The following is a 25,339-nucleotide window of genomic DNA, read 5'->3' as shown; positions in this document are numbered from 1 at the left end:
GTTTTTATGCTTGGGGGAGTCTCGATGAAACAGGTAATTCGTCAATTTACGATGGCAAGTGTGACCTATGCCGTGATGCAAGTTGCAAGTGCGCAGGTCGCCATTACCAATGTCGTCCCGATGACGATTCCGGGACAAGGGACCGAAGTGCGGATTATGTTTAATGGACTGCCGCCACAACCTCAGTCGTATCAACTTGAGCAGCCTTCTCGTCTGATTCTGGATTTCGATCAAGCCACGCAAAAACTGGCCAAACGCAATATTGCGATCACCAGCAATGAAGCCTCGGGAATTGAAGTCAGTGCAGATGAAAAACGCGCCCGTGTCACGGTGAATCTTAAAAATTCAGGTGCATTTACTACGCGTGTAGAAGGCAATGTCTTCATTCTTAAAATTAATAATCTGGCCTCTGCCGCGACTCCACTTGCCGCTCCAGCCCTAAAAAACCAGCTTTCTATTGGAAATATTGGATTTCAAAAAGGAGCACAAGGTGAAGGGCAGGTAGTGATTGATCTGCAAGGCAGTACCACGCCTGTCGATGTACAGCAAGAAGGCAGCAAGGTGGTGGTGCGTTTTCCCGGCATAAAAATTCCGACGCATCTGGCGCGCCGCCTGAATACCACCGAGTTTGCAACGCCTGTGGCATCGATTGATGCATTCAATAATGGCAGCAACGGTGTGGTCTCGATTCAGTCGACGGGCAGTTATGAATACATGGCGTATCAGGCCGAAAATAAACTCACCATCAGTCTAAAGCGTCCACAAGATAATGTCAGACTAAACTCAAAAAACAACCAAAACTATACGGGTAAGAAGATTTCACTCGATTTTCAAGACATTGAAGTACGCCGCGTATTACAGTTACTGGCCGATTTTACCAATATCAATATGGTGACCGCAGATTCTGTACAAGGCAATATTACCTTGCGCCTTAAAGACGTGCCGTGGGATCAGGCGCTGGATATTATTTTAAAAACAAAAAATCTGGACAAGCGCCGTAATGGAAATGTGATCTGGATAGCACCTGTCACCGAGATGATCAAGTCTGAAGAAGATGAAGCCAAAGCGATTGCACAAAGTACCAAGCTCTCGCCGCTACAAACCGAGTTTATTCAGCTTAAATATGCCAAAGCGGTAGATATTGAAAAATTGATTACTCAAGGTCGAAACAGCGGTACTACCAGTACTGCTACGACTGGTAGTGCGACGGTGGAGCCTTTGGGCGATAGCGTTGGCACTTTGTTAAGCCCGCGTGGCACGATTTCTTTTGATCCGCGTACCAACACTCTTATTTTAAATGACACTGCGCAAAAGATTGACCAGATCCGACGCATGATTGATTTGCTGGATATTCCGGTGAAACAAGTCATGATTGAAGCACGGATTGTGCGTGCATCGACCTCGTTTAGTAAAGAAATGGGAGTGAAATGGGGCGTCTTGTCGACAGGCAATGATTTACAGGTCACAGGTAAAAATTCAACCTTATGGAACTTGCGTAATGGCGACACCATTAACAATAACTTAAGTGTTGACTTAGGGGTATCGACAGCAGGCGCCAGCAGTATTTCATTTGGTTTAATCAGTTTGTCTGATTTTATGCTGGACCTGGAGCTGTCTGCCTTGCAGGCTGACGGATACGGTGAGGTGATTTCAACACCGAAAGTGATGTCCGCCGACAAGCAAAAAGCCAAAGTAGCAACCGGTGTGGAAGTGCCGTATCAGTCCACCACCAATTCGGCAGCAGGATCAACTGCCACAACCTCATTTAAAGAAGCATTGCTCAGTCTGGAAGTCACACCCAACATTACCCCAGACGGTAAAATTTTGATGGAACTGAATATTGCCAATGACTCGATCAATAGTTATGCCCAAAACGGTGAGGCCATTTTAAATAAAAATGCGATCAATACCAATGTCTTGGTGAATAATGGTGAGACAGTTGTCTTGGGTGGTGTATTCGAACAAACCACGTCTAATGCGGTGACTAAAGTGCCATTTTTAGGTGATTTGCCTTATGTGGGGCGTTTATTTAAAAAGACCGCAAAAAGTGAAGCGAAAAATGAACTGCTAATTTTTGTGACACCTCGAATAGTTAATGACACTATTGTTGGAAATCATTAATATAGTTTTAATTCAAGTAATTCAATAGGTGACTCCTTGCCAAGCAAAGAGTTTGACAGCCTACCCAATATTTATTTGGTAGGTCCCATGGGAGCAGGAAAGACCACCGTTGGGCGGCATTTGGCAGAATTGTTGGGGCGTGAATTTCTCGACAGCGATCATGAAATTGAACGCAGAACAGGTGCTACGATTCCATGGATTTTTGAAAAAGAAGGTGAATTGGGCTTTCGTGGCCGAGAAACCAATGTGCTCGATGATCTTACCTCTCGTCACCATTTGGTATTGGCTACAGGTGGTGGCGCTGTCACCCAAGCAGCAAACCGAAACTATCTAAAAACACGCGGCGTCGTGATTTATCTATTTACGCCTGTCGAGTTACAATTACAACGCACCTATCGTGATAAAAATCGTCCTTTATTGCAGGTCGAGAATCCGGAGCAACGCCTTCGAGATTTACTCAGTACCCGAGATCCGTTGTACCGTGAAGTGGCCCATCATATTATTGAAACAAATCAAGGCGCAGCACGTGATCTTGCCCAGCAAATTTTACGCGTGATCTTAACGCCCCAATTGCACTAGTTTTCTCACCGGTTTAAATGTTTATGCAAACACTTCACGTAGAGTTAGGCGATCGCCGTTATCCAATCTTTATTGGTAGTCAATTACAGACACATAACCTGCTTGCGCCGTATATCAAAGGTCGTCAGGTGATGATCGTGACCAATACCACGCTGGAACAGCTCTATCTGCAACACTATGTAGATGCGTTGACTGCTCTAGACAAGCAAGTGGCTGTATGTGTGCTGCCAGATGGCGAGAAATACAAAAATATCGAGCACTTGAATCTTATTTTTGATGCGCTGCTCCAAGCCGGGTTTAATCGGGATTGTACCGTGCTGGCGCTTGGTGGTGGCGTGATTGGCGATATGGCTGGCTTTGCCGCAGCGAGTTTCCAGCGTGGCGTATACTTTATTCAGGTGCCAACCACATTGTTGTCTCAAGTTGATTCAAGTGTCGGTGGAAAAACAGGCATTAATCATCCATTAGGCAAAAATATGATCGGGGCCTTTAAGCAGCCTGAAGTGGTCATGGCCGATATGTCACAGTTAAAGTCTTTACCACCGCGTGAGCTGTCTGCGGGCTTAGCCGAAGTGATTAAATATGCCTTGCTCGGGGATCTTGAATTTTTGGCATGGCTCGAAACACACATGGACGAGCTGGTCGCTGGAAATGAAACTTTGCTTGCAGAAGCGGTGTATCGCTCATGCGCTCATAAGGCGCGAATTGTAGCAAACGACGAAAAAGAGCAAGGTGAACGCGCTTTACTTAATTTGGGTCACACCTTTGGTCATGCCATTGAATCATATTTGGGTTATGGTGAATGGCTGCATGGCGAGGCAGTGGCAACCGGTATGGTTATGGCGGCTGATTTGTCGCAGCGCATGGGCTGGATTTCTGAAGCAGATCTGGCACGTACAAAAAAGATTATTCAGCGTGCGCGTTTGCCGATATCATGTCCGCAAATTCCGTTGGACGCATTTTTGTCTTATATGTCGCATGACAAGAAAGTGCTCAATGGACAGCTAAGACTGGTATTATTGCAGCGTCTAGGTCAGGCGGTCATTACCAAGACTTTTGATGTCGATCAAATGAAAGCCGCAATTCTTGCAAATCAAACTGTAAATCAATAAGGTGAATGCATGACAGCACATCGCACACTATGGCAAAAAATTCAGCATTACAGCTGGCTGGTGTGTGCGCTTGTCTGTCTGTTTTTTGCATTGGTGTTTTGGGCAATTAACGACACCGACAAGCTGGTCGAAATGGATCGTACTGATATTGCGCAAACCCAAGTGCAAATTCAACCCGAGAAAGTGGCGGCCACCAGTCATCTTGGGATGCTATCTCAAGAAGTGAAACCCCTGGATTTAACCACCCGCGTGGTTACGGCCAGTTTGCATGAGTCCGAGTTTCGGGGCACCAAGTTCGTCAGTGAAAACAAGAAAAGCTGGACGATAGAGCTTTTTCGTGCTTCAGATGAAGACATCATTAAGAACTATTTAAAAACTCGTGCTGACCGAAATCAGTTTTACTACTTCCGTCTAACTGGGTCCGATCAGCAAGAGCAATATATGCTGGTTTACGGCACCTTTGGAAGTGAGTCTGCTGCCAATTCGCAGTTAAAACAGCTTGAATTAAAACTACCGGCATCGGTTCGCCCGCATGCAGTATCTTTTGCCAGTCTGGCGCCTCTGGTGAATGATCTGGGGTCTGACGAGTTAGGGCTGGTGGCACAATTGCATGAAATCAATTTAAAACCAGCCGCATTGCCGCGCGTGGAACCTCAAACTTTTAATCCATTGGCAAACGCGCCGAGCTCATCTACGACCAGCACCACGGTTACGCGCCGTGATGCGCAAGGCAATGTGGTGGATGTTCGCCAGTCACGCTCCAATGCCGAATTACCAGCGTCTTCAACCAAAGCATCAGCCATCGATCAAAAGGCACCAAAACAGACCGAGCGCGAAATCAGCGACCCATTTAATTGATGATAAAAGAACCAAAATAGAGCATTATTTTTGATCAATATTAAAATTGTGCAATATTTTGGTGCATTTTAAAACTGTGCTTTTAATTTTACAGAATAATAAAAAATATTATTGCTATACAAATAAATAAGTTAACCGTTTATAAATAAATGTGGCATCTTTTTTGCATGTTTGATGCGCTAATTGATCAATTTGTTCTATTTTGGCGCTAAGCCGTCATAAAATTCAATTAGCATGCGAAATCGTCGTTTCGCCTGCTTTAAAAAAGTGCGAAATAACTCAACACGTTTTTGTCATGAAGTTGCTGCCATATAGAGCTAAAAAAGCGTATATTCAGGAAGTAACGCAAAAATGGGTTGTGGAACATTTAGCTTTACGTGAGTAATGAGACAACGTCGCGAAGAAATAATTGATCGTTATACGCTCGAAAGAGCCATGTTGAAGAAGGGTACGCTATGCATTTGCCATCGCCTCACACTGTAGCTCCCGCTCAAGGTTTATACCAACCGGATGAGTTTAAAGATAACTGTGGTTTTGGTCTGATTGCCCATATGAAAGGGGATTCTAGCCACCATCTTGTACAAACCGCAATTCACAGTTTAAGTTGCATGACGCACCGTGGTGGTATTGCCGCAGATGGTAAAACCGGGGACGGATGCGGTCTACTATTGGCTATGCCAAAGCAATTTTTCCGTGAAGAAGCAAAAAAGCTCAGTGACATTACACTCAGCGAAATTTTTGCAGTCGGTACGGTGTTTTTAAATATTGATCCTGCCTTGGCGCAACATGCAAAAACGATTTTAACCAAAGAAATTGAAGCGGATGGCCTGCGTGTCATCGGATGGCGCATTGTTCCAACCAATAACGACGCGTTAGGCGAAATTGCTTTGCAATCGTTGCCGGGCTTCGAACAAGTATTTGTGAACTGTCCAATGGGCGTGACTGAGGTTGAATTCAACCGTAAGCTCTTTTTGGCGCGCCGTCGTGCAGAGCAACAACTCAGTAACGATCCGTTGTTTTACGTGACCACGTTATGCTCGACCGTAATTAGCTATAAAGGCCTCATGATGCCAGCAGCGATTGCGGACTTTTATACCGATTTAGCAGATGAGCGTCTTGCATCGCATATTGTGGTGTTCCATCAGCGCTTCTCGACCAACACCTTACCGCGTTGGCCGTTGGCACAGCCGTTCCGTTATCTTGCCCACAATGGTGAAATCAACACGATTACTGCCAACCGTAACTGGGCGATGGCGCGTACACCAAAATTTGAAAATCCACTCCTTCCTGGTTTGACCAAGCTCACACCGATTGTAAACCGTACCGGATCAGACTCATCTAGTCTCGACAACATGCTTGAGATTCTGATCGGCGGGGGAATGGATCTATTCCGTGCCTTGCGCATGCTGGTGCCGCCTGCATGGCAAAACGTTGAAACCCTAGATGCAGATTTACGTGCATTTTATGAATTTAACTCAAAGCACATGGAAGCATGGGATGGCCCTGCGGGTCTTGTGATTCAAGATGGCCGTCATGCCATTTGTATGCTAGATCGTAATGGTTTGCGTCCAGCGCGTTGGGTGATTACCAAAAATGATTACATCACTTTAGCCTCTGAAATTGGGGTATGGGATTATCAACCAGAAGATGTAATCTCGAAAGGCCGTGTTGGTCCGGGTCAGATTCTGGTGGTCGATACCTTTACAGGTAAAGTGCTGGATACACAAGATGTCAGCAACCATCTTAAACGTATGCGCCCGTACCGTCAGTGGTTACGTGAAAACTCGCTGCGTCTACAAGGTAGCCCAGAGCTTGAAGAGCATTTAATTGATAAAGGCTTGGCAGGCGACAACCTGAAAGCTGCACAAAAAATGTTCTTGGTCACTTTTGAAGAACGTGACCAGTTGTTACGTCCTATTGCTGAAAGTGGTCAAGAAGCGGTTGGTTCAATGGGTGATGACACGCCAATGGCGGTATTGTCTCGTCAGGTGCGTCCTGTATCGGATTACTTCCGTCAGCAGTTTGCACAGGTCACCAACCCGCCAATCGATCCATTACGTGAATCGATTGTGATGTCGCTTGAAACCTGTATGGGGCGCGAGCAAAACGTATTTGAGCAAGGGCCAGAGCATGCCGATCGCTTGATTATTTCAAGTCCGGTATTGTCAAACTCCAAAATGCATCAGATTCGTACCCTCGGACGTAAAGGCTACGAAATTGCCGATATCGATCTGAACTATCCAGAAGAAGAAGGCTTACAGGCGGCGATTCAGCGTATTTGCGAGGCATCTGCACAGGCGATTCGCGATGGTAAAACCTTGCTGGTGATTTCGGATAAGAAAATCCGCGAAGGTTACCTGCCAGCCAATGCAGTATTGGCCACTGGTGCCATCCATCACTATTTGATCAATACCGGCTTACGTACCGATGCCAACATTATTGTTGAAACCGGTGTGGCGCGTGACCCGCATCAGTTTGCGGTGATCTTGGGCTTTGGTGCGACTGCGATTTATCCATACCTAGCTTATGACGTGATCAATGATTTGGTTGCCAAGGGTGAACTCCTCGGCGATCCGGTACACGCTCAGGCCAATTTCCGTAAAGGTATCGAAAAAGGCCTGTTGAAAGTCCTTTCAAAAATGGGGATTTCAACCGTTGCATCATACCGTGGCGGTCAGTTATTCGAAGCGGTGGGACTATCGAAGGAAGTCGTCAATACCTGCTTTATTGGTGTACCAAGCCGTATCGAAGGCGCAACTTTTGCCGATCTTGAAAATGACCAGAAAAAACTGGCCGCAACTGCATGGAAAAATCGTCAGCCGATTGACCAAGGCGGTATGCTCAAGTTTGTATTTGGCAAGGAATATCACGCCTTTAACCCAGACGTCATCAATGCATTACACAGAGCTGTACGTTCAGGCAATTACCAAGACTTTAAAGAATACGCCGAACTGGTCAACAACCGTCCGGTAGCAACTATTCGTGACTTGTTCAAGCTTAAAATCAGCAATTCAATTGCGCTTGAACAGGTGGAGCCGGTTGAGCAAATCTTACCGCGTTTCGACTCGGCAGGGATGTCGATTGGTGCCTTATCGCCAGAAGCGCATGAAGCCATTGCCATTGCCATGAACACCATGGGTGGACGCTCAAACTCGGGTGAGGGCGGTGAAGATCCAGCACGTTACGGTACCATTCGTAACTCGAAAATCAAGCAGATCGCATCGGGCCGTTTTGGTGTGACACCGGCTTACCTTACTTCTGCAGAAGTGTTGCAGATTAAAGTGGCACAAGGTGCAAAACCGGGTGAGGGTGGTCAGTTGCCGGGCGGTAAAGTCAACAGCTTGATCGCGCGTTTGCGTTATGCGGTGCCGGGTGTGACCTTGATTTCACCTCCTCCACATCACGACATTTACTCGATTGAAGATTTGTCGCAGTTGATTTTTGACTTGAAACAAGTCAACCCGCAGGCAATGGTATCGGTCAAACTGGTGTCTGAGCCGGGTGTAGGAACAATTGCGGCGGGTGTAGCAAAAGCCTATGCCGACTTCATTACTATTTCAGGCTATGACGGCGGAACTGCGGCATCTCCATTGTCTTCGATCCACCATGCTGGTTCGCCTTGGGAATTGGGTTTGTCTGAAGCGCATCAGGCACTTCGTGTTAATGACCTGCGTGGCAAAGTACGCGTACAGACAGATGGTGGTCTCAAAACCGGTTTAGACGTAATTAAAGCCGCCATTTTGGGTGCAGAAAGTTTCGGTTTTGGCTCGACTCCAATGATTGCATTGGGTTGTAAATACCTGCGTATTTGCCACCTTAACAACTGTGCAACCGGTGTTGCAACTCAGCAAGATCACTTGCGTAAAGAGCATTATATTGGTGAGCCAGAAATGCTGATCAATTTCTTCCACTTTATTGCGGAAGAAACACGTGAGTGGTTGGCTGCACTAGGTGTCGCATCGCTTAAAGATTTGATTGGCCGTGTCGACTTGCTTGAAATCTTGCCAGGTGAAACCGACAAGCATGCCCATCTAGATTTAACACCTTTAATCCAGTCGCATCCATCGGCTGAAGGCAAGGCACAATATTGTCAAGTTCAGGGCAACCAGCCGTTCGACAAAGGCATTCTTGCTGAGAAAATGGTGAGTGCAATGCTTCCTGCAATTGAAGCAGGTACTGGCGGCGAGTTCAATTTCGAGATTGGTAACTGTGACCGTTCAATTGGCGCACGTTTATCGGGCGAAATTGCACGTCGTTATGGCAATCTCGATATGGAGGCGCATCCGGTCGTACTTAACCTTAACGGTACAGCAGGTCAGTCTCTGGGGGTATGGAATGCTGGTGGTTTGCACATTAAGCTTGAAGGTGATGCCAACGATTACGTAGGGAAAGGAATGGCAGGTGGTCGTATCTCGATCTTCCCACCAAAAGGTTCGCCGTTCCAGACTCAAAATACTGCCATCATTGGAAACACCTGTTTGTACGGTGCGACTGGCGGTAAGTTATTTGCTGCCGGAACTGCGGGTGAGCGTTTTGCAGTACGTAACTCTGGTGCATTTGCTGTTATTGAAGGTGCGGGCGATCACTGCTGTGAATATATGACCGGCGGTATCGTGACTGTATTGGGTAAAGTGGGGCATAACTTCGGTGCCGGTATGACCGGTGGTTTTGCATACGTTCTGGATCTTGAAAATAACTTCGTCGATTACTACAACCATGAGTTGATTGATTTAACTCGTATTTCAACTGAATCGATGGAAGATCATCAAGAAAACTTACTGCGTATTCTGGATGAACACATCAAAGAAACAGGCAGTGCATGGGCGTATAAGATCCGCAACGAGTTTGATTTCTACAGTCGCAAGTTCTGGTTAGTCAAGCCAAAAGCTGCTAACTTACTGACGCTGTTGAAAGCAACCAAAGCCGATCCTCAATAATTCCACTACTCATATTTTGACAGGCAAGTGTGGATAACTTTCGAGTTTTCCACACTGACCCACGGAGCAAGACATGGCAGAGCGCCTAAATAATGACTTTCAGTTTCTGGATGTAGCACGCCAAGATCCAGAGAAAAAAGATATTGATGTCCGCAAATCTGAGTTTGTGGAAATTTATAAACCGTTCACGGCTGAAGTGGCTGCCAATCAGACCCATCGTTGTTTGGGCTGTGGTAACCCGTACTGTGAATGGAAATGTCCGGTACATAACTATATTCCAAACTGGTTAAAACTGATTGCAGAAGGCCGTATTTTTCAGGCGGCAGAATTGTGCCATCAAACCAATACCTTACCGGAAGTGTGTGGTCGTGTGTGCCCACAAGACCGTTTGTGTGAAGGTGCATGTACCCTCAATGACGGTTTTGGTGCGGTAACAATTGGTAATGCAGAAAAATATATCAACGATACAGCCTTTGCACTGGGCTGGCGTCCAGATATGTCGTCAGTGAAATGGACCGACAAAAAAGTGGCCATTATTGGCGCAGGCCCGGCAGGACTTGGCTGTGCAGATATTCTGGTGCGTAATGGTGTAAAACCGGTGGTCTTCGATAAGCGCCCTGAAATTGGCGGTTTGCTGACTTTCGGTATTCCTGAGTTTAAAATGGAAAAAGACGTGATGAAGCGTCGCCGTGAAATCTTCACGGGCATGGGCGTTGAATTCCGTTTAAATGTTGAAATCGGAACGGACATCACCATCGACCAGTTACTGCAAGATTACGATGCAGTATTTATGGGAATGGGCACCTACACTTACATGAAGGGTGGTTTCCCGGGCGAAGAGCTTGAGGGTGTGTATGATGCACTGGATTTCCTGATTGCCAACGTCAACCGTACGCAAGGCTGGGAGCAAAACCCAAGCGAATACATCAGTGTTGAAGGCAAGAAAGTGATCGTGCTGGGTGGTGGCGATACGGCAATGGACTGTAACCGTACTTCGATCCGTCAGGGTGCGGAGCAGGTCACCTGTGCATATCGTCGTGATGAAGCCAACATGCCGGGTTCACGTCGTGAAGTAAAAAATGCGCGCGAAGAAGGCGTTAATTTCTTGTTTAACCGTCAGCCAATCGAAATTATGGGCGAAAATGGTCAAGTGACTGGCGTGAAAGTGGTGACCACACAGTTAGGTGCGCCAGACAGTCGTGGCCGTCGTAGTCCAGAACCGATTCCGGGTTCTGAAGAGGTTCTAGCAGCAGATGCTGTATTACTGGCATTTGGTTTCCGTCCAAGTCCGGCAGACTGGTTTGCACCTGCCAATATTGGTTTGGATGGCTCGGGTCGCGTACTTGCTGCTGAACAGCAACAATATAAATTCCAGACATCTAACCCGAAAATCTTTGCGGGTGGCGATATGGTGCGTGGCTCTGACTTGGTTGTGACTGCAATCTGGGAAGGTCGTCAGGCAGCAGAAGGTATTTTGGATTACCTCGACGTGTAACGTTAAAACATCCAAAGACCCATTTCCAAAAGCCTGCACGGATGCAGGCTTTTGTCATTTTTGTGCATTAATCGGGTTGAGCAGTTCGGTCAATTGTACAAGCAGTTTTGCCATAGGGTTTTATCGATTCACTCGCCATACTCGATAAAAACAGCAGGATTCGGCTATGGCAACAGTGATTCAGCAGGCATCGAAAGCATATCAGCAGCGTCCTAAAGCGTTGGGCATTACCGTGCGGCGCTTACAATTCCATCCTGAAAAAATCAAGCGGCATTACTTTGCCAATTCACCTGTCATGTCGCATTTGCTCACTGCACTTTCATCGACCTTTCCAGTAGGAGAGCAGTTTTTTGTGCATAGCGTGCGTAATGTGCGTGATCGAATTGCAGATCCACAGCTTCAGGCTCAAATTGCAGCTTTTATTGGTCAAGAGGCGATGCATTCCAAGGCGCATACTGAGTTTAATGATGCATGGCGCAAAGACGATTATAATCTGGATCGCTTTCAAGCATGGCTTATGCGAAAAGATCGTCATGTACGTAATTTGCATCCGAAAGTGCAGCTTGCCATTACCTGTGCATTTGAGCATTTTACTGCTTTGTTGGGAGGCTATATTTTAAGGCATCCTGAGGTACTCAGTACATTAGATGAAGATGCCATGAAGCTCTGGGTATGGCATGCGATTGAAGAAATCGAACATCGTGCTGTGGCCTTCGATGTGTACCAAGAGATTTATGGCGATCATAAGCTGCGCACTCTGATAATGCGAAGTGTCACTACAGGCTTTGCCAGCCTTACCTTTTACTCGGCCAGCAAACTGTTCATGCAGGATCGACGTAAAAGCTTACCTAAAGTGGGCGCTAATCTTTTCGGGATTTATTTGGTGGCCAAAATGTTTGTGCAATTATTGCCAGAATATCTGGCCTATTACAAACCAGATTTTCACCCTGCCGATCACGATTACAGCGAACTGATTGCATACTGGAAAGAAAAAATGGCGGCAGATTATGATATGCCGGCATTTCAGGAGACTTCTGCCCAGCTTCGTTACAGCTGAACCTGAATCAACCAAAAAGCGGGCGTCTGGCCCGTTTTTTTATGATAAAGAAAATAAACAAAACAGCGCCAAAATCCTCGTTACAATGCCTTTAAAACACAAATTTTAAAAATAATGAGGTGATTAACATGAATTTATTTAAAAAATTGGCACTTTCCAGTGTATTGGCCAGTACGCTAATCTTTTCGGGCTGTGGCTACAACACCTTGCAGGCCAAAGATGAATCGGTGACGGCAGCATGGTCTGAGGTACAAAACCAGTATCAGCGCCGTGCCGATCTGGTTCCGAATCTGGTTAATGTGGTGAAAGGCTATGCCAAACACGAGCAGCAGGTGCTGACCGACGTCACGCAGGCGCGTTCAAACGTGGCTGGCTTGAAAGTTGATAAAGCCGTCCTTGAAGACCCGCAGCTTTTTGAAAAGTATCAGCAGGCACAAAGTCAGCTGACTGGCGCATTGTCTCGTTTGATTGCCGTCTCTGAAAACTATCCCGATTTAAAAGCCAATGAGCAGTTCCGCGATTTACAGATTCAACTCGAAGGTACAGAAAACCGTATTGCGGTGGCACGTAATCGTTATATCAGTACGGTACAGGATTACAACACCTATGTTCGACAGTTCCCGCAGGCCATGACAGCCAAAGTGATTGGGATGCATACCAAACAAAACTTTAGTGCAGAAGCAGGCGCAGAGAAAGCACCAACAGTCTCATTTAATTAATTTTGCCTGAACTGGAGAATGCCATGACGCTCCCTCTGGCTAGATTACGATGGCGCCTATATCAAGGATCTTGGGCAGTTATACTCGGCTGTTTGACGCTGATGTGGTGCAGTCTCGCATTTAGCGCACAAGGTAGCGACCAAACCCAAGACAATACCGAACTGCTGGCAGCACAACAGATCATTCAACAGCAGCAAGGCAATCAGAAAGCACCCTCATCGAGTGTGGCTACTGCACAGCAACCCCAAATTGCCAATGATCTGGCCGAAGGGCAATCGATACGATCATTACCCAGTTTAAATGCCCCCGTGATCGATCAGGCCAATTTACTGACCGAGGCACAAAGACAGCAGATTGAGCAACAAATCCGTCAGTTGTACGAAGCAAAAAAAGCCCAGATTGCGGTGGTGATTGTGCCGACTACAGGTCAAGAGGATATTTTTGATTATGCCATGCGTGTGGCACAACAGTGGCAATTGGGTAGTGCCAAGCGTGATAACGGTATTTTAATGACCATTGCGGTCAATGACCGTCGGATTCAGATTCTGACTGGCTACGGTGTAGAAGGTGTTCTTCCAGATATTGTGGTTGGGCGGATTATACGTAATCAAATCACGCCGTATTTTAACCAAGCTCAGTATGCGCAAGGGATACAGGCAGGTTTAAATGAAATTGAAAAAATTCTGAATATGGATCCCGAGGTCGCGCAGCAGGCAGCACAGGAGTTAAAAGAAAGCCAAGAACAGGCACTTCATGAGCAACAGGCCCGTTCACAGATGCTCACTTATTCGATGATTATTATTGTGGTCGGGATTTTTGCATCCTTTATTGTGGGGAATCGACTCAGCGCGGCAACAGCAGGCGTTGCGGGGATTGCAGCCGGTATCATTAGTGGTGTGGGAATTATCACCAGCCTTCTGGCAGGTCTGGGTATTTTTCTATTGCTGGTCACGTCTTTGGCACAATTAATTTTTCAGCTGTTTGCATCGGGCGGTGGTCGCGGTGGTGGGGGCGGTTTTGGCGGCGGCGGCGGTTTCGGTGGCGGTGGTGGCTATAGCGGCGGTGGCGGCGGCTTTGGTGGTGGGGGAGCATCAGGATCATGGTAACAACAACCGATACAACACAAATTATTACCCAGCCTAAAATTAGGGCGCAAAATCAACCCAGTTTAAAACGCTGGCTGAAACATTTTTTCTTTTTGCCTGCGGCGAAGCGTTACTTTTCTAAAACCGACATGACTGCAATTGCGCAGGCGGTGACACAGGCCGAACATGGCCACGTGGGTGAAATACAGGTGGTGATTGAAGGTCATATCCCATGCTTGCAAGCCTATCAACAAACTCCGAGGCGCCGAGCCGAGCAACTCTTTGCCGAACTTGGTGTCTGGGATACTGCCCATAATAGTGGCATTTTGCTGTATCTGAATTTATGTGAACAGCAGGTCGAACTGGTGGTAGATCGAGGAATTTGTACCGAAACGCATACGCTGGCGTGGGAAGCCATTTGTCGCACTATGGTGCAACAACTGAAGCACGGTGATTATCGTGCTGCGGTTGTCGATGCGGTTTTGGCCATTGGTGAGGTGCTGGATCAGTTTTATATGCAGCACGATGATCAAGACCAGAATGAGCTGGGCAATGAGCCCATTATTCTGGGTTAGTTTACGGCGCTGAATACAACATTGGATCGGCTTGTGCCGCCAAAATAATGGTGCGCTGCTCTTCGGTAAACTGTTCAAATGACTGTGGCCACAGCTGTTGTGGCCAATACAGTTCCACGCGCTGGGACACCGGACGATAAATCGCGGTGTACAGCGTCCCGTAGCCCCGAAGCCATGCATCTTGGTAGAGCGGTTTGGTGAGCAAACCTTGCACCACCTGTGACGAATGGGTGGAGTGTGTGAGGACCTGTTCTAAAAAGTTCAGACGTTCGTAAGAAAGTGTGGCAGTGGCATGCTGTGGCCATTCAATCTGATGCTGATAATTGGTCACCGCATGGCGTTTAACCACTTCAGTTTCCCGATCTGGACTCACAAAAACGGTGCGCCAGTCTCCGTTACGATCGAGTAGCGTGACGTTATAGGTCATGTGCACAGGCACGCGCTTTAAAATAGCCACGGCTTCTTCGGTGTTTTGCGCCATTTCCAGTACATAACGCAGTACCAGCGGAATACCAAATCCTGTGCCAGTGATGGTTCGCCCCCCAAACGAAAGCGAAGCCGAAACACCTGCTTCATTTACGCCATCGAGTGCGCCCCACAGGCAATCACTCATGGCCATCACGCGTTGATTCACCCAGCGTGTATTGAGCAGATTGCCTTCGAGTAATACAGGTGCAAAATCATAATTACGAAGCAGGATCGGTTCTTCTTGGGCATGAGGATCGAACCATACGCCTTGAGAGCACCCAGCGATGTACGCTGGTGGACACCAGAGTGATAAAAAGCGTGCTTCTACGTCACCGCCTCCGGTCAGTGCAATGAGTTTTTCCCAAATTGGGATCAGCTCTGGCATGTAGGTGCGTAATGCCTGTCGACACTCCAGATAGGTTGGACGTCCTGCAACACCACTACGCAAGAACCATGCACGATACCCTGGCCAGAATTGCTGGAAGATCGCTTTCCATTTTTCATCGGGCGTATCTTCTAAAATAGCTTGGAACTGAAGTTCGACAGACATAAGTTTTCCTTAGAGTATTTTGAAAGATCCCGGCGCAGGGGCCAAATCGTGATGTGTTGTGGCAATCGGCTTACCAGCATAATAACTCTTGATTCCACGAATCCAGTCGCGTGCGCGAATGTTAAGACGGAAGTTATCATCCATAGAGCGGCCACGTGTAATCAAAATACCTAAGTCGGCACCTTCATAACGAAAATCGCCAGGGCCTGTGATTCTCAAGAAAAAGGCTTCACGTTCGGTGTCGATGGCGCGGCGTGCATAATCGAAGCGCTGATAAGAGATGCTGCCATCTTCAGCCATACGATAAATCCCGGTTGGCGGTGCATGGGTAACCTGATCGACTTTATCTTCGGTGTATTTAATTACCACCTGTGACCACGAATCGATAAAATGCGACTGCGCCCAACGCTCGTTAATTTCTTTTACATTGAGATCAAAAGGTACGCCTGAAAATTCTAGTAGATGAAATAAGAACAAAGGCGCATCGGCATAGGCAAAAGCGGCATGATTGGTCATCGGGCTGGCGCCACAAATGCGAGGATTCAACTCACCCAAGTAGACTTCATCGGTATCGATATCGATTAAAAAGTCCAGATCGAAATAGCCACGATAACCTTCGTTGAGTAATTGATTACCAAATTTCTCCGCCATCTCGCGTGCCTTAATTCTTGCCCGCTCGGAAAAAGCACCCGGAAAAATTTCATTGCCACACCAGCCGCCTTGATAAGGCGTCAGTTCACGCGCACCGACCACTTCGGTCAGTAATGGCCCCACCAGTGTTCCAGATTGCGTGGCACAGGCTTCAAGCGTTGCGCCACGGCAGTTGATGCGTTTCATGATCTTGACTTCAGGATCATGAATAATCTCATCTTTATGTTTGTTAAAATCATTTTCGCTGGCAATAAAAAAGGTGGTATGGCCCGAATCACCAAATGCAGTTTGAATTACTAGATCATGGCCTAAACCATGACGGTCGGCAATTTGCAGCAAATGCTCATAGCTGCTCACTTTGGCCAGCGCATTGGGTACCGAATATACGCCGGCTTTATTGCCAATCCGTACAGTTTCCATTTTATTGTCGCAGCGCTGACGTAATGCCGCAGGTGGGAACCAGATGTCCAGACCAATTTCTTTGGCCAGTTCCTCGGTTTTTTCATCAAACATCAAAAAGGTGGCCACTGGATTTCCACCACGCCGCTCAATCAGATCGACCACATCTTTATGTTGCAGCAGATAATTATTGATGTCTTCAATCGAATTAAAATCGTCGTGCAAAGATTCGGGTGGAACAAAAACATTTGGATGACGACCATCAAAACAGTCGATGTAATTGATATAGCGAAAGCGGTTAACCCAACGATCGATGCCCAATAAGTTAAAATTTGTCGCGCTGATGAAGTAAATCGGACGTTCGTTACGATGAAACATCAGCAACATATCAGAAATGCTCGTCACTTTATTACTATAATTCATGTTCACTTCCTTAAGCTCAGCGGTTTTCTGAGGCGTACTACTTGGCCAGTATTTTCTGAGGAACGCATAAATAGAGGGCAGAGACTGAAGACTCATATTTTGTGTTCCGTACGGTATTTGAGTGCTGTGCGCAGGAACTAACCTGCGCGTAAATGATGAATATGTTGGAATTGCTGCAAAGACTCATAGGTCTCTTTGGCTTGCTGTACCCGATTCAGCGTGTCTTGCGTAAACACTCGAAAACCAAGCTCAGGTCGGAAGCCATGAATTTCTTTGACATCTAATGCAGCCATAAATTGTAAAATTTCTGCGCTGATCACTTGGCCTGGCACCAAAATCGGGAATCCGGGTGGATACGGAATAACAAACAATGCTGAAACCAGTTCTCGTCCGGCTGCAATCGCCGCTGCAGCATCAGCAATATCGATATATTCACAGCTGGTATCTTCATATGACAGGAAAAAGGCCTGACGGATATTGCCATCTCGGGTTTGTATAGCCGGATCAAGGCGCTGCCCCTGAAATGCAGCATGGAATGCCGAAAAGTCAGGCAATGGTGGCTGTTCCTGCGTGAGAGAGTTCACGCGCTTTTGATGAATACGCCGCTCTGCCGAGCTCATATCTGCTACGCGTCGATCGACATCGCGGGCAATCTTGATCAGTACTTCAATCAAATATGCAATTGCGGAGCGCGTTGTACCAATATTGATAATAAACAGTACGGTGTTTCGGGAGGTTTTATTGATTTGAATACCGTATTTGTTCATCAGTTCGGTATTTTTAAAGGTATCGCCGTCCATACCAACCATGCCGATCATGAGTGTTGCGCGGGTTGGGTCCATGACAAACTCATCCATGCTCCACGCTTTTTCCAGATTGGCCCAGCCTTTGCCTTCATCAAAATAACTATTTACGCCCGATTCGCGGTAAGCCTCCGGAATAACATTGCCCACGCGTAAAAAGTGAAAATGACGCTTGAGCAAAGGGTGATGCATCACTTGCTCGCGCAAGCTCATGGCCAGTTCTAACTGACGCTGCACCAATTGATAACCTTCCATTTCGACTTGGCGACGCCCGACATCTAACGATGCCAAAATTTGGTAATTGGCCGATGTAGATGTATGGGTCATGTAGGCTTCGATAAAGGCCTCTTCACTTTTTTCTTTAAAGTCTTGATCCCAGATATGAATCATCGAGCCTTGACGCAGTGCGGTAAGGGTTTTATGGGTCGAGTGGGTAGAATAAACTCTGACACGTGCCTTTGATGGATCTGGCATCAGACGGGTGTCGAGTAACTGTTCATCGTTGTCCCAATCAATCGTCTGTTGCCACTGTTCATACTGTGCTGCATACGTGTCGCTTTTAAAGCGCTCGGCCAGTTTGGCAGCATTGGCCATGGCAGTTCGCTGACGATAAATCGGATGACAACTTGCAAATGCAAACCATGCTTCATCCCATAAAAAGATGAGATCGGGTTTTATCGCCAAGCATTCCATCATGACACGTTCGACATCGTATACCACGCCATCGAAAGTACAGTTGGTTAGTAAAAGTAATTTGACCTGATCGAGTTTGCCTGCACGCTTAAAGTCGAGCAGCATTTGCTTGATATGGCGAATCGGTACCGCGCCATACATGGAATATTCGTTCAGTGGGTACGAGTCCAGATAGGCCGCGTTAGCGCCTGTGAGCACTAAGCCATAATGGTGTGATTTATGGCAGTTACGGTCGACCAGTACGATATCGCCTTCGCGTACCAGCGACTGCACCACAATTTTATTGCAGGTCGAGGTGCCATTGGTGGCAAAGAAGGTCCGTTTGGCACCAAAAGCGCGTGCTGCATATTCCTGTGCATGTTTAAGCGGGCCAATAGGTTCAAGTAAGGAATCGAGGCCGCCTGAGGTTGCAGAGGTTTCAGCCATAAATAAATTCATGCCATAAAACTGTGCCAGATCACTAATCCAGTGGCTGTTTAAAATGGCTTTACCGCGCGCTAGGGGCAAGGCGTGAAACATACCGGTAGGTTGTTTGGAATAATCACGTAAAGCATTAAAAAATGGCGTGCGATAACGCTCGCCCACACCTTTCATGATGGCATTATAAAGCTCGATATGATCTTCTTCACCGAAAAAAATTCGTTTGAATACTTCGCCGCCAGCTTGTGAGGCAATGTTTTCGACGCCCGCATCATTCACCAGATACAAATCCAGCTCTGGGCGTAGTTGTGCAATCCGGCTACCGAGCAAGGTGCCACGCTCGATTTCCGGCAAGCTTTCGATATCTCGATCCAGATCGATCATCAGACGATCCAGAATATCGAGATGATTGACCGAGCGATATGGAAAGCCATGACGAATCACGACGGCCTGTAAGTTAAAATTGATGAGCGTGGCAATGAGGGCATCTTCAAAACTCGGAACCACCACAATATCGAAAATAAACGGATCATCGGCATTGCGTTTGCTGATGACTCGGCGTCGTAACGCATCTTCTTCTGCTGCACTCATTTCATCGACAATCAGAACCTCAAAGTACGGCTGAGATAACCGTGCTTGCTGATCGCTTGTGGTTTCAATCTGGCACGACAATTCACGTTCGCTTTGTAAAACAGTATGATCGTGGCGATAGCTTCCGGCCGAGAGTGCACGATGAATCCGGCGCGCTAAAACGCGTGCTGTAGAAAACTCTTCTCGCTCGATATTCTGGCAGAGTTCATTAAAAACGCGTTTACTTGGAAAGGCCCAGTAACTTTCAATGGGAACCAGAAAATCGAGCGTTAATTTGACCCGTGTAAGTGCTTTAGCACGCTCCACATGATCGACTGCTAAATCCGTTAGATACCCAATATCTTCAACTAAATTAATCCAGCTATCCGAGCGTATCTCCCATACGCTACGGTGCTGGCTTAATGAATATGTATTTTTCATAAGCATATGTCTTTTTTTATAGAAATTTTCTTTATCTTGTAAAGCTTAGGTGAGGCGTGAGTTAGTCTTCAGGTTTGACCAAAGGCCCCAAGCTATCCAGATAAGGAAATTCGGTGTTGTCTTTTTGGTACACAGTAAAATGGCAATCGCGGTCACGAAAGCTTTTGAGTGGCTGGCCCAGACTACGAAGTCCGCGTCGACGTTCACGACGTACTTTTTCTAAATCGATTTCAATTGGAATAATTTCTGCACCTGCTTCCGACTGATGCAAAACATAACCTGACGGATCGACCACAATCGACCTGCCATTACCGCCATCACCCACACCATTGATGTCGATGAAATACACCTGATTTTGAGCAGCAGAGGCCCGTGCAATCGCCAGTTCCACATCACGATCAATCGTGTCGGTCATGGTCGGGTGTAAAATCACTTCGGCACCCATTGCAGCAAGCGTTCGTGTAGTTTCCGGGAACCACATGTCATAACAGATCGAGACGCCAAAGCGGCCTACATCGGGTACATCAAATACACAGAATTGATCACCACCCGCCACATCTTTTTCATATGGGCGAAACGGAAACATTTTGCGATAACGAGCAACAATTTGCCCTTCTGGATTAATCACCGATAAAGTGTTGTAGACAATCTCGCCGTCTGGCCCTTCAGTGCGTTCGAACAGCGAGCCTGGAATGACCCATAAACCTGTTTCACGTGCCAGTTCTGCCAGTTGTGCCTCGGTTTGACTCGGCAGTGCTTCTGCCATGTGATGCTTGGGACCGAGTGGCGCCAGTTCTGAAAAAAGCACCATTTTGACCCATGGGAAACGCATGCGAATATGACGCATGTAATTGCCCATTTGCTCGACGTTACTGGTAAATGCAGATACCTGCATTTGAATCCCTGCTATACCAAAGGTGCTTGACATCATTTTCCCCTCACTTACATGTCCTACGATATTTGAATGTCATTGTTTTAACGTATGGTTAAAGTTGATGATTCTTGATCGAAGGAGTAGATCTGCCTTTGTTTAAAAAATCGTTTTTAGGCACATCTTTACGCCGCTAATAATCAGTTTTGGCAATAAAAAATTAAAATTAATTGCATAAAAAATATGTTCTTTTTTAAAAAACTTGCATCACTCCATGATGTTTTTTTTCACACCTACAAGATTAATTTCTGCTTTCGAGATCGTTCGTACAAGGGCCAATTTGATCAAAATACTAGGTGCCAATTTTGGCTATTGTAAAGTATTGTTTAACAAATAACTTTTAAAAATAAAAGCTCGGGTTTTAAATTTGATTGTTTAAAAAAGAAACAATTAAGTGTGTTGGGTGTTCAAAGAAAGCCTAATCCTTTTAGGTGTTGTGTCGTTTAAATCAGCAAATGAATAAGTTTGAAGAAAAACTAAAAAATTTGTTTAAATAGTCAGATAGTGGATATATCACATGATGTTTTATCGTTTTTATGTCTGAAACATTAAAGTTTTTAGCTGAAAACTGAATTATGCCGAGCTTAATACTCTAAGTTTATTTTTACACTAAATAATCTGACAATTTTTACACCCTTAGACTGACAAAATTTGTCAGTTTCTTACATTTTATGTGACTTAATTTAAAAAAATATTCTTATAATATGAATAAGTAATTGTTTTTAATGGTTATTAAATTAAATGAAAAAGTTGGCATATTCTGTGCAATCACTTGCATAGCGATACACGCGATATAAAAAACAATATTATTGGAGAAGTTTTATGAATGCACAAAAAGGTTTTACCTTAATTGAATTGATGATCGTTATTGCGATTATTGGTATTTTGGCGGCGATTGCAATTCCTGCATACACAGATTATACGGTTCGATCACGTGTTACAGAAGGCCTAACAACTGCTTCTGCAATGAAAGCAACAGTTTCAGAGAATATCATGAATGCTGGGGGAACCAGTATGCCAAGTAGTGGTAACTGTACAGGTGTAACTCAAATCGCTTCAGGAGCTTCAGCAGCTACAACAAATGTTGCTTCAGCTCAGTGCAGTGATAGTGATGGTGTTATTACAGTTACGATGACAGATAAAGCGAAAGGGGTTTCAATAAAATTAACTCCTAGCTTTTCATCAACAGGTTCTGTTGGATGGAAATGTACAACAAGTTCTGATAAAAAATATGTACCTTCTGAATGTCGTGGTACATAATTTAATTTGAAGAAGAACTTTTAGAAGTTCTTCTTTCAACCTGATGAATTTTTTAATTTCTAAATTAAAGTTTTATGTCTTATTTATAGGCATAGTGTGCTTTTGTTTGACCTTTATTCTACCCAATACCTCATATTTTTCTTCCAGTTTGTTCAAAGAAATTGTTGTAGTATTGGGTTTTCTTATTTTATTAACTAATCAAATTTTAAGTTTGAAAGAAATTATTTTACCAAAAAAAGCACCGCTTTTATTTATTTTATTTTTATTTTTATTTTTATTTTTATTTTTTCAATATTTGTTTAAATTAATCATTAGTTTTCAAGATCTATTTTTTAACTTAATTTATATATCTGTATTTTTTTTAAGTATAATATTTGGATTAAATTCTAAAAAGTATAATCAAATTATTTTAATACATTGGATTTTATTTTCATTAATTTTTTCGGCTCTTATATCATTTCTTATTGGTTTAAATCAAAAAATAAGAATAATTGAAAGTCCATATCTATTTGGTGTGTCGTACAATGGACGCGCTACAGCAAATTTGGGTCAACCAAATCAACTGTCAACATTGACTTTGATGGCATTTTTTTCATTATTTTATTTGAAAAAATATTATAAAATAAATAAATTATTTTTCTACTCTATAATTATAAGTCTAATTTTTTGTAATGTTTTAACTCAATCGCGAAGTGCTTGGTTAAGTGTTATTTTAATAAGTATTTTTTTCATAACTAAATTTCCAGATAAGAAAAATGTATTAAGTGTTTTTTGTTTAAACTTGGTTTTTTGGTTGAGCACAATTTTGATACCATTTTTCTTTAATTACTTTTATCCGATTGGAAATAGTTATACAACCCTTGATAGGATGAAACTTTCATCATCACGCTTTGATATCTGGCCACAATTATTTTTAGCAACTTTTGATAAACCTTTTCTAGGTTATGGTGCTGGACAAGTTGGGTTGGCGCAAATAGAAAGTATTTCAAATGTCTCAACAAGAGGTGAGTGGTTTACTTATTCACATAATATTTTTTTGGATTTTGTAATTTGGTATGGCTGGATAGTTGGGTCTTTAGTATCTTTTTTTATTATATCCTTACTTATAAAGATTTCTAAATCAGATCTTAATAGAAATGAAACTTATTTATTTGTTATTATATTAGTATTTTTCTTTCACTGTTTATTAGAGTACCCTTATAGTTATTTTTATTTTTTAATTCCTATTGGTATTATATCTGGTTTTTTGTTGAAGCTGAAATCGGATGATATTTTTGTTTTGAAAAAAATGTATTTATGTATTGTTGTTTTTTTATCTTGGTTGTTATTTACTTTATTCACTTATCAATTAATTGAGTTGGGCGAGAAAAAAGAAAGTTATAGTTTACAATACCTGTTTAAGAGCAGTGTCAAACCTATTCAAAGCAATCTATTTATTTTGGATGGTTATTCAGAAAAATTAGATATAGAATATTTAGATTACTGCTATCTAATAAAAAACAAAGATAAAGAATTTTTTAGAAGAGTAGCATATAGATATCCGAGTACTGTTAGTGTTTCTAAATATTACTCGACTCAAAGTGATAATTTAAAAAATGCAGAAAATATAGTACAAGCATATCAAGTGATAAGTAATCGCGTATATCAACCACATATAAAAAAATGTAATAATTGAAAACACCCCCAATTGGGGGTCTTTAATTAAACTAATTTACACCTGACTTTGAATATAATTCTCAATGCCGATAGTTTCAATCAGATCCAGTTGTGTCGTGGTCCAATCCCAATACTCTTCTTCTTTTTCTAAAATCTCTTGAACTAAATCACGCGACACATAATCCTGCTGGATTTCGCTAATTTCAACTGCTTTTTTGAGCGTCTCAATATTTTCTTTCACTTTACGCACGTCACAGTTCAGCACTTCTTCGGTATGCTGACCAATATAAAGCTTACCCAGATGCTGTAAATTTGGCAGACCTTCTAAAAACAAAATACGCTCAATTATTTTGTCTGCGTGTTTCATTTGGCGGATCGATTCTTTGTATTCGGCAGAGCCGAGTTTTTCAATGCCCCAGTCATTAAACATACGTGAATGTAAGAAATATTGGTTGATTGCGGTCAGGTGATGATACAGCACTTGATTGAGTTGATTAATAACGTCCCGATTGCCTTTCATGATATGACTCCAACAACAAATGATGCGCCTTATACAGTTAAGGCAATATGTTTTAAAGTTTAATCAACTCTTTAGGTGCTGGCGAGTAGTTTATTGAACAGCAAATGAAAATCGCAATCAAAAACAGTCGAATATCGTGCTTTTAAAAAAATAAACCCGCTGACTGTGATGAGCGGGGAGGAGTATGAAAACTAAATATCAATTAAAAATTATAAAATAAATTAAGTACTTATTCACACAGCGTATGGTTTATGCAGCGACAGAAATGCGTGCGGCAATTTCAGCCAGTTCTTCATTGATGATACTTTTGGCTTCAGGCGCACAGCGGCCACAGCACGTACCTAAATCGAGCAATTCACGAATCTCGCGATAGCTTTCAGCACCATTGGCAACGGCATCTTTAATATCTTGATCTGTAATACCACGACACAAACATACATACATCGGAGTGATTCACAATCTTAAATGGGATAATAGGTATTATTGATAATATTTATCGTTTGTCAATGAAATTCATTTGGGATTGCTATTTTTATCATTGAGTTTTTGAATAAAAAAACACCACCTTATAGGTGGTGTTTATGACGAAATATAACTTATTGATTTATAACAACGATACCATCCATCTCGACCAGAGCCCCTTTAGGTAAGCTCGCTACACCTAAAGCAGCACGCGCCGGGTAGGGCTGGGCAAAATATTCACCCATAATCTGGTTGACCAGCTGAAAATGACTGAGATCGGTAAGGAAAATATTGAGTTTGGCAATATCGGCTAATGAACCACCCGCAGCTTCACAAACGGCTTTTAAGTTATCAAACACACGGCGAATCTGAGCTTCAATGCCTTCAACCAATTCCATACTGTAAGGATCTAAACCGATTTGGCCTGATAAATACAAGGTGTTGTCAATCAGGATCGCTTGTGAATATGTTCCAATAGCGGCAGGTGCATTTTCAGTATGAATAACTTGGCGTGACATCGATGACTCCTCTTCTCAATACAAAACATCATAATC

The 25,339-nt window shown here is 44.2% G+C and carries 19 protein-coding genes; 12 read left to right on the top strand and 7 right to left on the bottom strand.

Annotation, left to right across the window (positions count from 1 at the left end; all coding sequences use genetic code 11):
* The first annotated feature begins 24 nt into the window (after positions 1–24).
* From Aso01_RS03240 to Aso01_RS03195, 10 genes are all read left to right on the top strand, one after another.
* Positions 25–2,121, top strand: coding sequence for a type IV pilus secretin PilQ (locus Aso01_RS03240; RefSeq protein WP_004934227.1), 2,097 nt, complete (start codon positions 25–27; stop codon positions 2,119–2,121).
* 36 nt (positions 2,122–2,157) lie between these two features.
* Positions 2,158–2,700, top strand: a complete 543-nt coding sequence (aroK, locus tag Aso01_RS03235) for a shikimate kinase AroK (protein WP_004934229.1) — start codon at positions 2,158–2,160, stop codon at positions 2,698–2,700.
* Positions 2,701–2,723: 23 nt separating this feature from the next.
* Positions 2,724–3,812, top strand: coding sequence for a 3-dehydroquinate synthase (aroB, locus tag Aso01_RS03230; protein WP_039909809.1), 1,089 nt, complete (start codon positions 2,724–2,726; stop codon positions 3,810–3,812).
* Between the two features lie 9 nt (positions 3,813–3,821).
* Positions 3,822–4,670 carry a hypothetical protein gene (locus tag Aso01_RS03225; protein WP_004934234.1) on the top strand — a complete coding sequence of 283 codons (849 nt, stop codon included), beginning with the start codon at positions 3,822–3,824 and terminating at the stop codon, positions 4,668–4,670.
* A gap of 455 nt (positions 4,671–5,125) precedes the next feature.
* A complete protein-coding gene (gltB, locus tag Aso01_RS03220; protein ID WP_004934236.1) occupies positions 5,126–9,607 on the top strand; it encodes a glutamate synthase large subunit in 4,482 nt (1,493 codons plus the stop codon).
* A gap of 73 nt (positions 9,608–9,680) precedes the next feature.
* Positions 9,681–11,102: a glutamate synthase small subunit GltD family protein gene (locus Aso01_RS03215; RefSeq protein WP_004934238.1), complete on the top strand. Its 1,422-nt coding sequence runs from the start codon at positions 9,681–9,683 to the stop codon at positions 11,100–11,102.
* A 166-nt stretch (positions 11,103–11,268) separates the two neighbouring features.
* Complete coding sequence (locus tag Aso01_RS03210; protein ID WP_004934242.1) at positions 11,269–12,159, top strand: metal-dependent hydrolase; 891 nt, start codon at positions 11,269–11,271, stop codon at positions 12,157–12,159.
* 128 nt (positions 12,160–12,287) lie between these two features.
* Positions 12,288–12,878, top strand: coding sequence for a LemA family protein (locus tag Aso01_RS03205; protein WP_004934245.1), 591 nt, complete (start codon positions 12,288–12,290; stop codon positions 12,876–12,878).
* Positions 12,879–12,901: 23 nt separating this feature from the next.
* The gene (locus Aso01_RS03200; RefSeq protein ID WP_004934248.1) at positions 12,902–13,984 is read left to right on the top strand and encodes a TPM domain-containing protein; all 1,083 of its coding nucleotides are present in this window, start codon (positions 12,902–12,904) and stop codon (positions 13,982–13,984) included.
* Complete coding sequence (locus Aso01_RS03195) at positions 13,978–14,538, top strand: TPM domain-containing protein (RefSeq protein WP_004934250.1); 561 nt, start codon at positions 13,978–13,980, stop codon at positions 14,536–14,538. The genes Aso01_RS03200 and Aso01_RS03195 overlap by 7 nt, the downstream gene beginning before the upstream one ends.
* Position 14,539: 1 nt before the next feature.
* Here Aso01_RS03195 and Aso01_RS03190 read toward each other — a convergent pair whose 3' ends face one another.
* From Aso01_RS03190 to Aso01_RS03175, 4 genes are all read right to left on the bottom strand, one after another.
* Positions 14,540–15,556, bottom strand: coding sequence for a C45 family autoproteolytic acyltransferase/hydrolase (locus Aso01_RS03190; RefSeq protein ID WP_004934253.1), 1,017 nt, complete (start codon positions 15,554–15,556; stop codon positions 14,540–14,542).
* A gap of 9 nt (positions 15,557–15,565) precedes the next feature.
* Positions 15,566–17,029: a biotin carboxylase gene (locus Aso01_RS03185; RefSeq protein ID WP_039909783.1), complete on the bottom strand. Its 1,464-nt coding sequence runs from the start codon at positions 17,027–17,029 to the stop codon at positions 15,566–15,568.
* A gap of 137 nt (positions 17,030–17,166) precedes the next feature.
* On the bottom strand, positions 17,167–19,956 hold the full coding sequence (locus tag Aso01_RS03180) for an aminotransferase class I/II-fold pyridoxal phosphate-dependent enzyme (RefSeq protein WP_004934259.1): 2,790 nt from the start codon (positions 19,954–19,956) through the stop codon (positions 17,167–17,169).
* A 61-nt stretch (positions 19,957–20,017) separates the two neighbouring features.
* On the bottom strand, positions 20,018–20,884 hold the full coding sequence (locus Aso01_RS03175; protein WP_025094673.1) for a carbon-nitrogen hydrolase family protein: 867 nt from the start codon (positions 20,882–20,884) through the stop codon (positions 20,018–20,020).
* 825 nt (positions 20,885–21,709) lie between these two features.
* Between Aso01_RS03175 and Aso01_RS03170 the strand changes: the two genes are divergently transcribed.
* Together Aso01_RS03170 and Aso01_RS03165 are read left to right on the top strand one after the other, a co-directional pair.
* Entirely contained in the window at positions 21,710–22,147 is a 438-nt protein-coding gene (locus Aso01_RS03170; protein WP_004934263.1) for a pilin, read from the top strand.
* A gap of 106 nt (positions 22,148–22,253) precedes the next feature.
* On the top strand, positions 22,254–23,822 hold the full coding sequence (locus tag Aso01_RS03165; RefSeq protein ID WP_162179347.1) for a PglL family O-oligosaccharyltransferase: 1,569 nt from the start codon (positions 22,254–22,256) through the stop codon (positions 23,820–23,822).
* Positions 23,823–23,858: 36 nt separating this feature from the next.
* Here Aso01_RS03165 and bfr read toward each other — a convergent pair whose 3' ends face one another.
* The 3 genes from bfr to ridA form a co-directional block, all read right to left on the bottom strand.
* On the bottom strand, positions 23,859–24,323 hold the full coding sequence (bfr, locus tag Aso01_RS03160) for a heteropolymeric bacterioferritin subunit Bfr (RefSeq protein ID WP_004934272.1): 465 nt from the start codon (positions 24,321–24,323) through the stop codon (positions 23,859–23,861).
* A 249-nt stretch (positions 24,324–24,572) separates the two neighbouring features.
* Complete coding sequence (locus tag Aso01_RS03155; protein ID WP_004934275.1) at positions 24,573–24,767, bottom strand: bacterioferritin-associated ferredoxin; 195 nt, start codon at positions 24,765–24,767, stop codon at positions 24,573–24,575.
* Positions 24,768–24,919: 152 nt separating this feature from the next.
* Positions 24,920–25,303: a deaminase RidA gene (gene ridA / locus Aso01_RS03150; protein WP_004934278.1), complete on the bottom strand. Its 384-nt coding sequence runs from the start codon at positions 25,301–25,303 to the stop codon at positions 24,920–24,922.
* Positions 25,304–25,339: the final 36 nt, after the last annotated feature.

Source organism: Acinetobacter soli, assembly GCF_000760595.1.
In the GTDB taxonomy this organism is placed as follows: domain Bacteria; phylum Pseudomonadota; class Gammaproteobacteria; order Pseudomonadales; family Moraxellaceae; genus Acinetobacter; species Acinetobacter soli.
The sequence above is the reverse complement of the archived record's forward strand: the minus strand, read 5'-3'. Positions and strand labels throughout refer to the sequence as shown.

Bases quoted from the DNA above. Each gene is read 5' to 3' on its own strand.
- bfr (WP_004934272.1), bottom strand. From the start codon at position 24,323: ATGAAAGGCAATCGGGACGTTATTAATCAACTCAATCAAGTGCTGTAT.
- gltB (WP_004934236.1), top strand. From the start codon at position 5,126: ATGCATTTGCCATCGCCTCACACTGTAGCTCCCGCTCAAGGTTTATAC.
- Aso01_RS03240 (WP_004934227.1), top strand. From the start codon at position 25: ATGAAACAGGTAATTCGTCAATTTACGATGGCAAGTGTGACCTATGCC.
- Aso01_RS03170 (WP_004934263.1), top strand. From the start codon at position 21,710: ATGAATGCACAAAAAGGTTTTACCTTAATTGAATTGATGATCGTTATT.
- Aso01_RS03185 (WP_039909783.1), bottom strand. From the start codon at position 17,029: ATGAATTATAGTAATAAAGTGACGAGCATTTCTGATATGTTGCTGATG.
- Aso01_RS03210 (WP_004934242.1), top strand. From the start codon at position 11,269: ATGGCAACAGTGATTCAGCAGGCATCGAAAGCATATCAGCAGCGTCCT.
- aroB (WP_039909809.1), top strand. From the start codon at position 2,724: ATGCAAACACTTCACGTAGAGTTAGGCGATCGCCGTTATCCAATCTTT.
- Aso01_RS03190 (WP_004934253.1), bottom strand. From the start codon at position 15,556: ATGTCTGTCGAACTTCAGTTCCAAGCTATTTTAGAAGATACGCCCGAT.
- Aso01_RS03225 (WP_004934234.1), top strand. From the start codon at position 3,822: ATGACAGCACATCGCACACTATGGCAAAAAATTCAGCATTACAGCTGG.
- Aso01_RS03200 (WP_004934248.1), top strand. From the start codon at position 12,902: ATGACGCTCCCTCTGGCTAGATTACGATGGCGCCTATATCAAGGATCT.
- Aso01_RS03180 (WP_004934259.1), bottom strand. From the start codon at position 19,956: ATGAAAAATACATATTCATTAAGCCAGCACCGTAGCGTATGGGAGATA.
- Aso01_RS03195 (WP_004934250.1), top strand. From the start codon at position 13,978: ATGGTAACAACAACCGATACAACACAAATTATTACCCAGCCTAAAATT.
- ridA (WP_004934278.1), bottom strand. From the start codon at position 25,303: ATGTCACGCCAAGTTATTCATACTGAAAATGCACCTGCCGCTATTGGA.
- Aso01_RS03215 (WP_004934238.1), top strand. From the start codon at position 9,681: ATGGCAGAGCGCCTAAATAATGACTTTCAGTTTCTGGATGTAGCACGC.
- Aso01_RS03205 (WP_004934245.1), top strand. From the start codon at position 12,288: ATGAATTTATTTAAAAAATTGGCACTTTCCAGTGTATTGGCCAGTACG.
- Aso01_RS03155 (WP_004934275.1), bottom strand. From the start codon at position 24,767: ATGTATGTATGTTTGTGTCGTGGTATTACAGATCAAGATATTAAAGAT.
- Aso01_RS03175 (WP_025094673.1), bottom strand. From the start codon at position 20,884: ATGTCAAGCACCTTTGGTATAGCAGGGATTCAAATGCAGGTATCTGCA.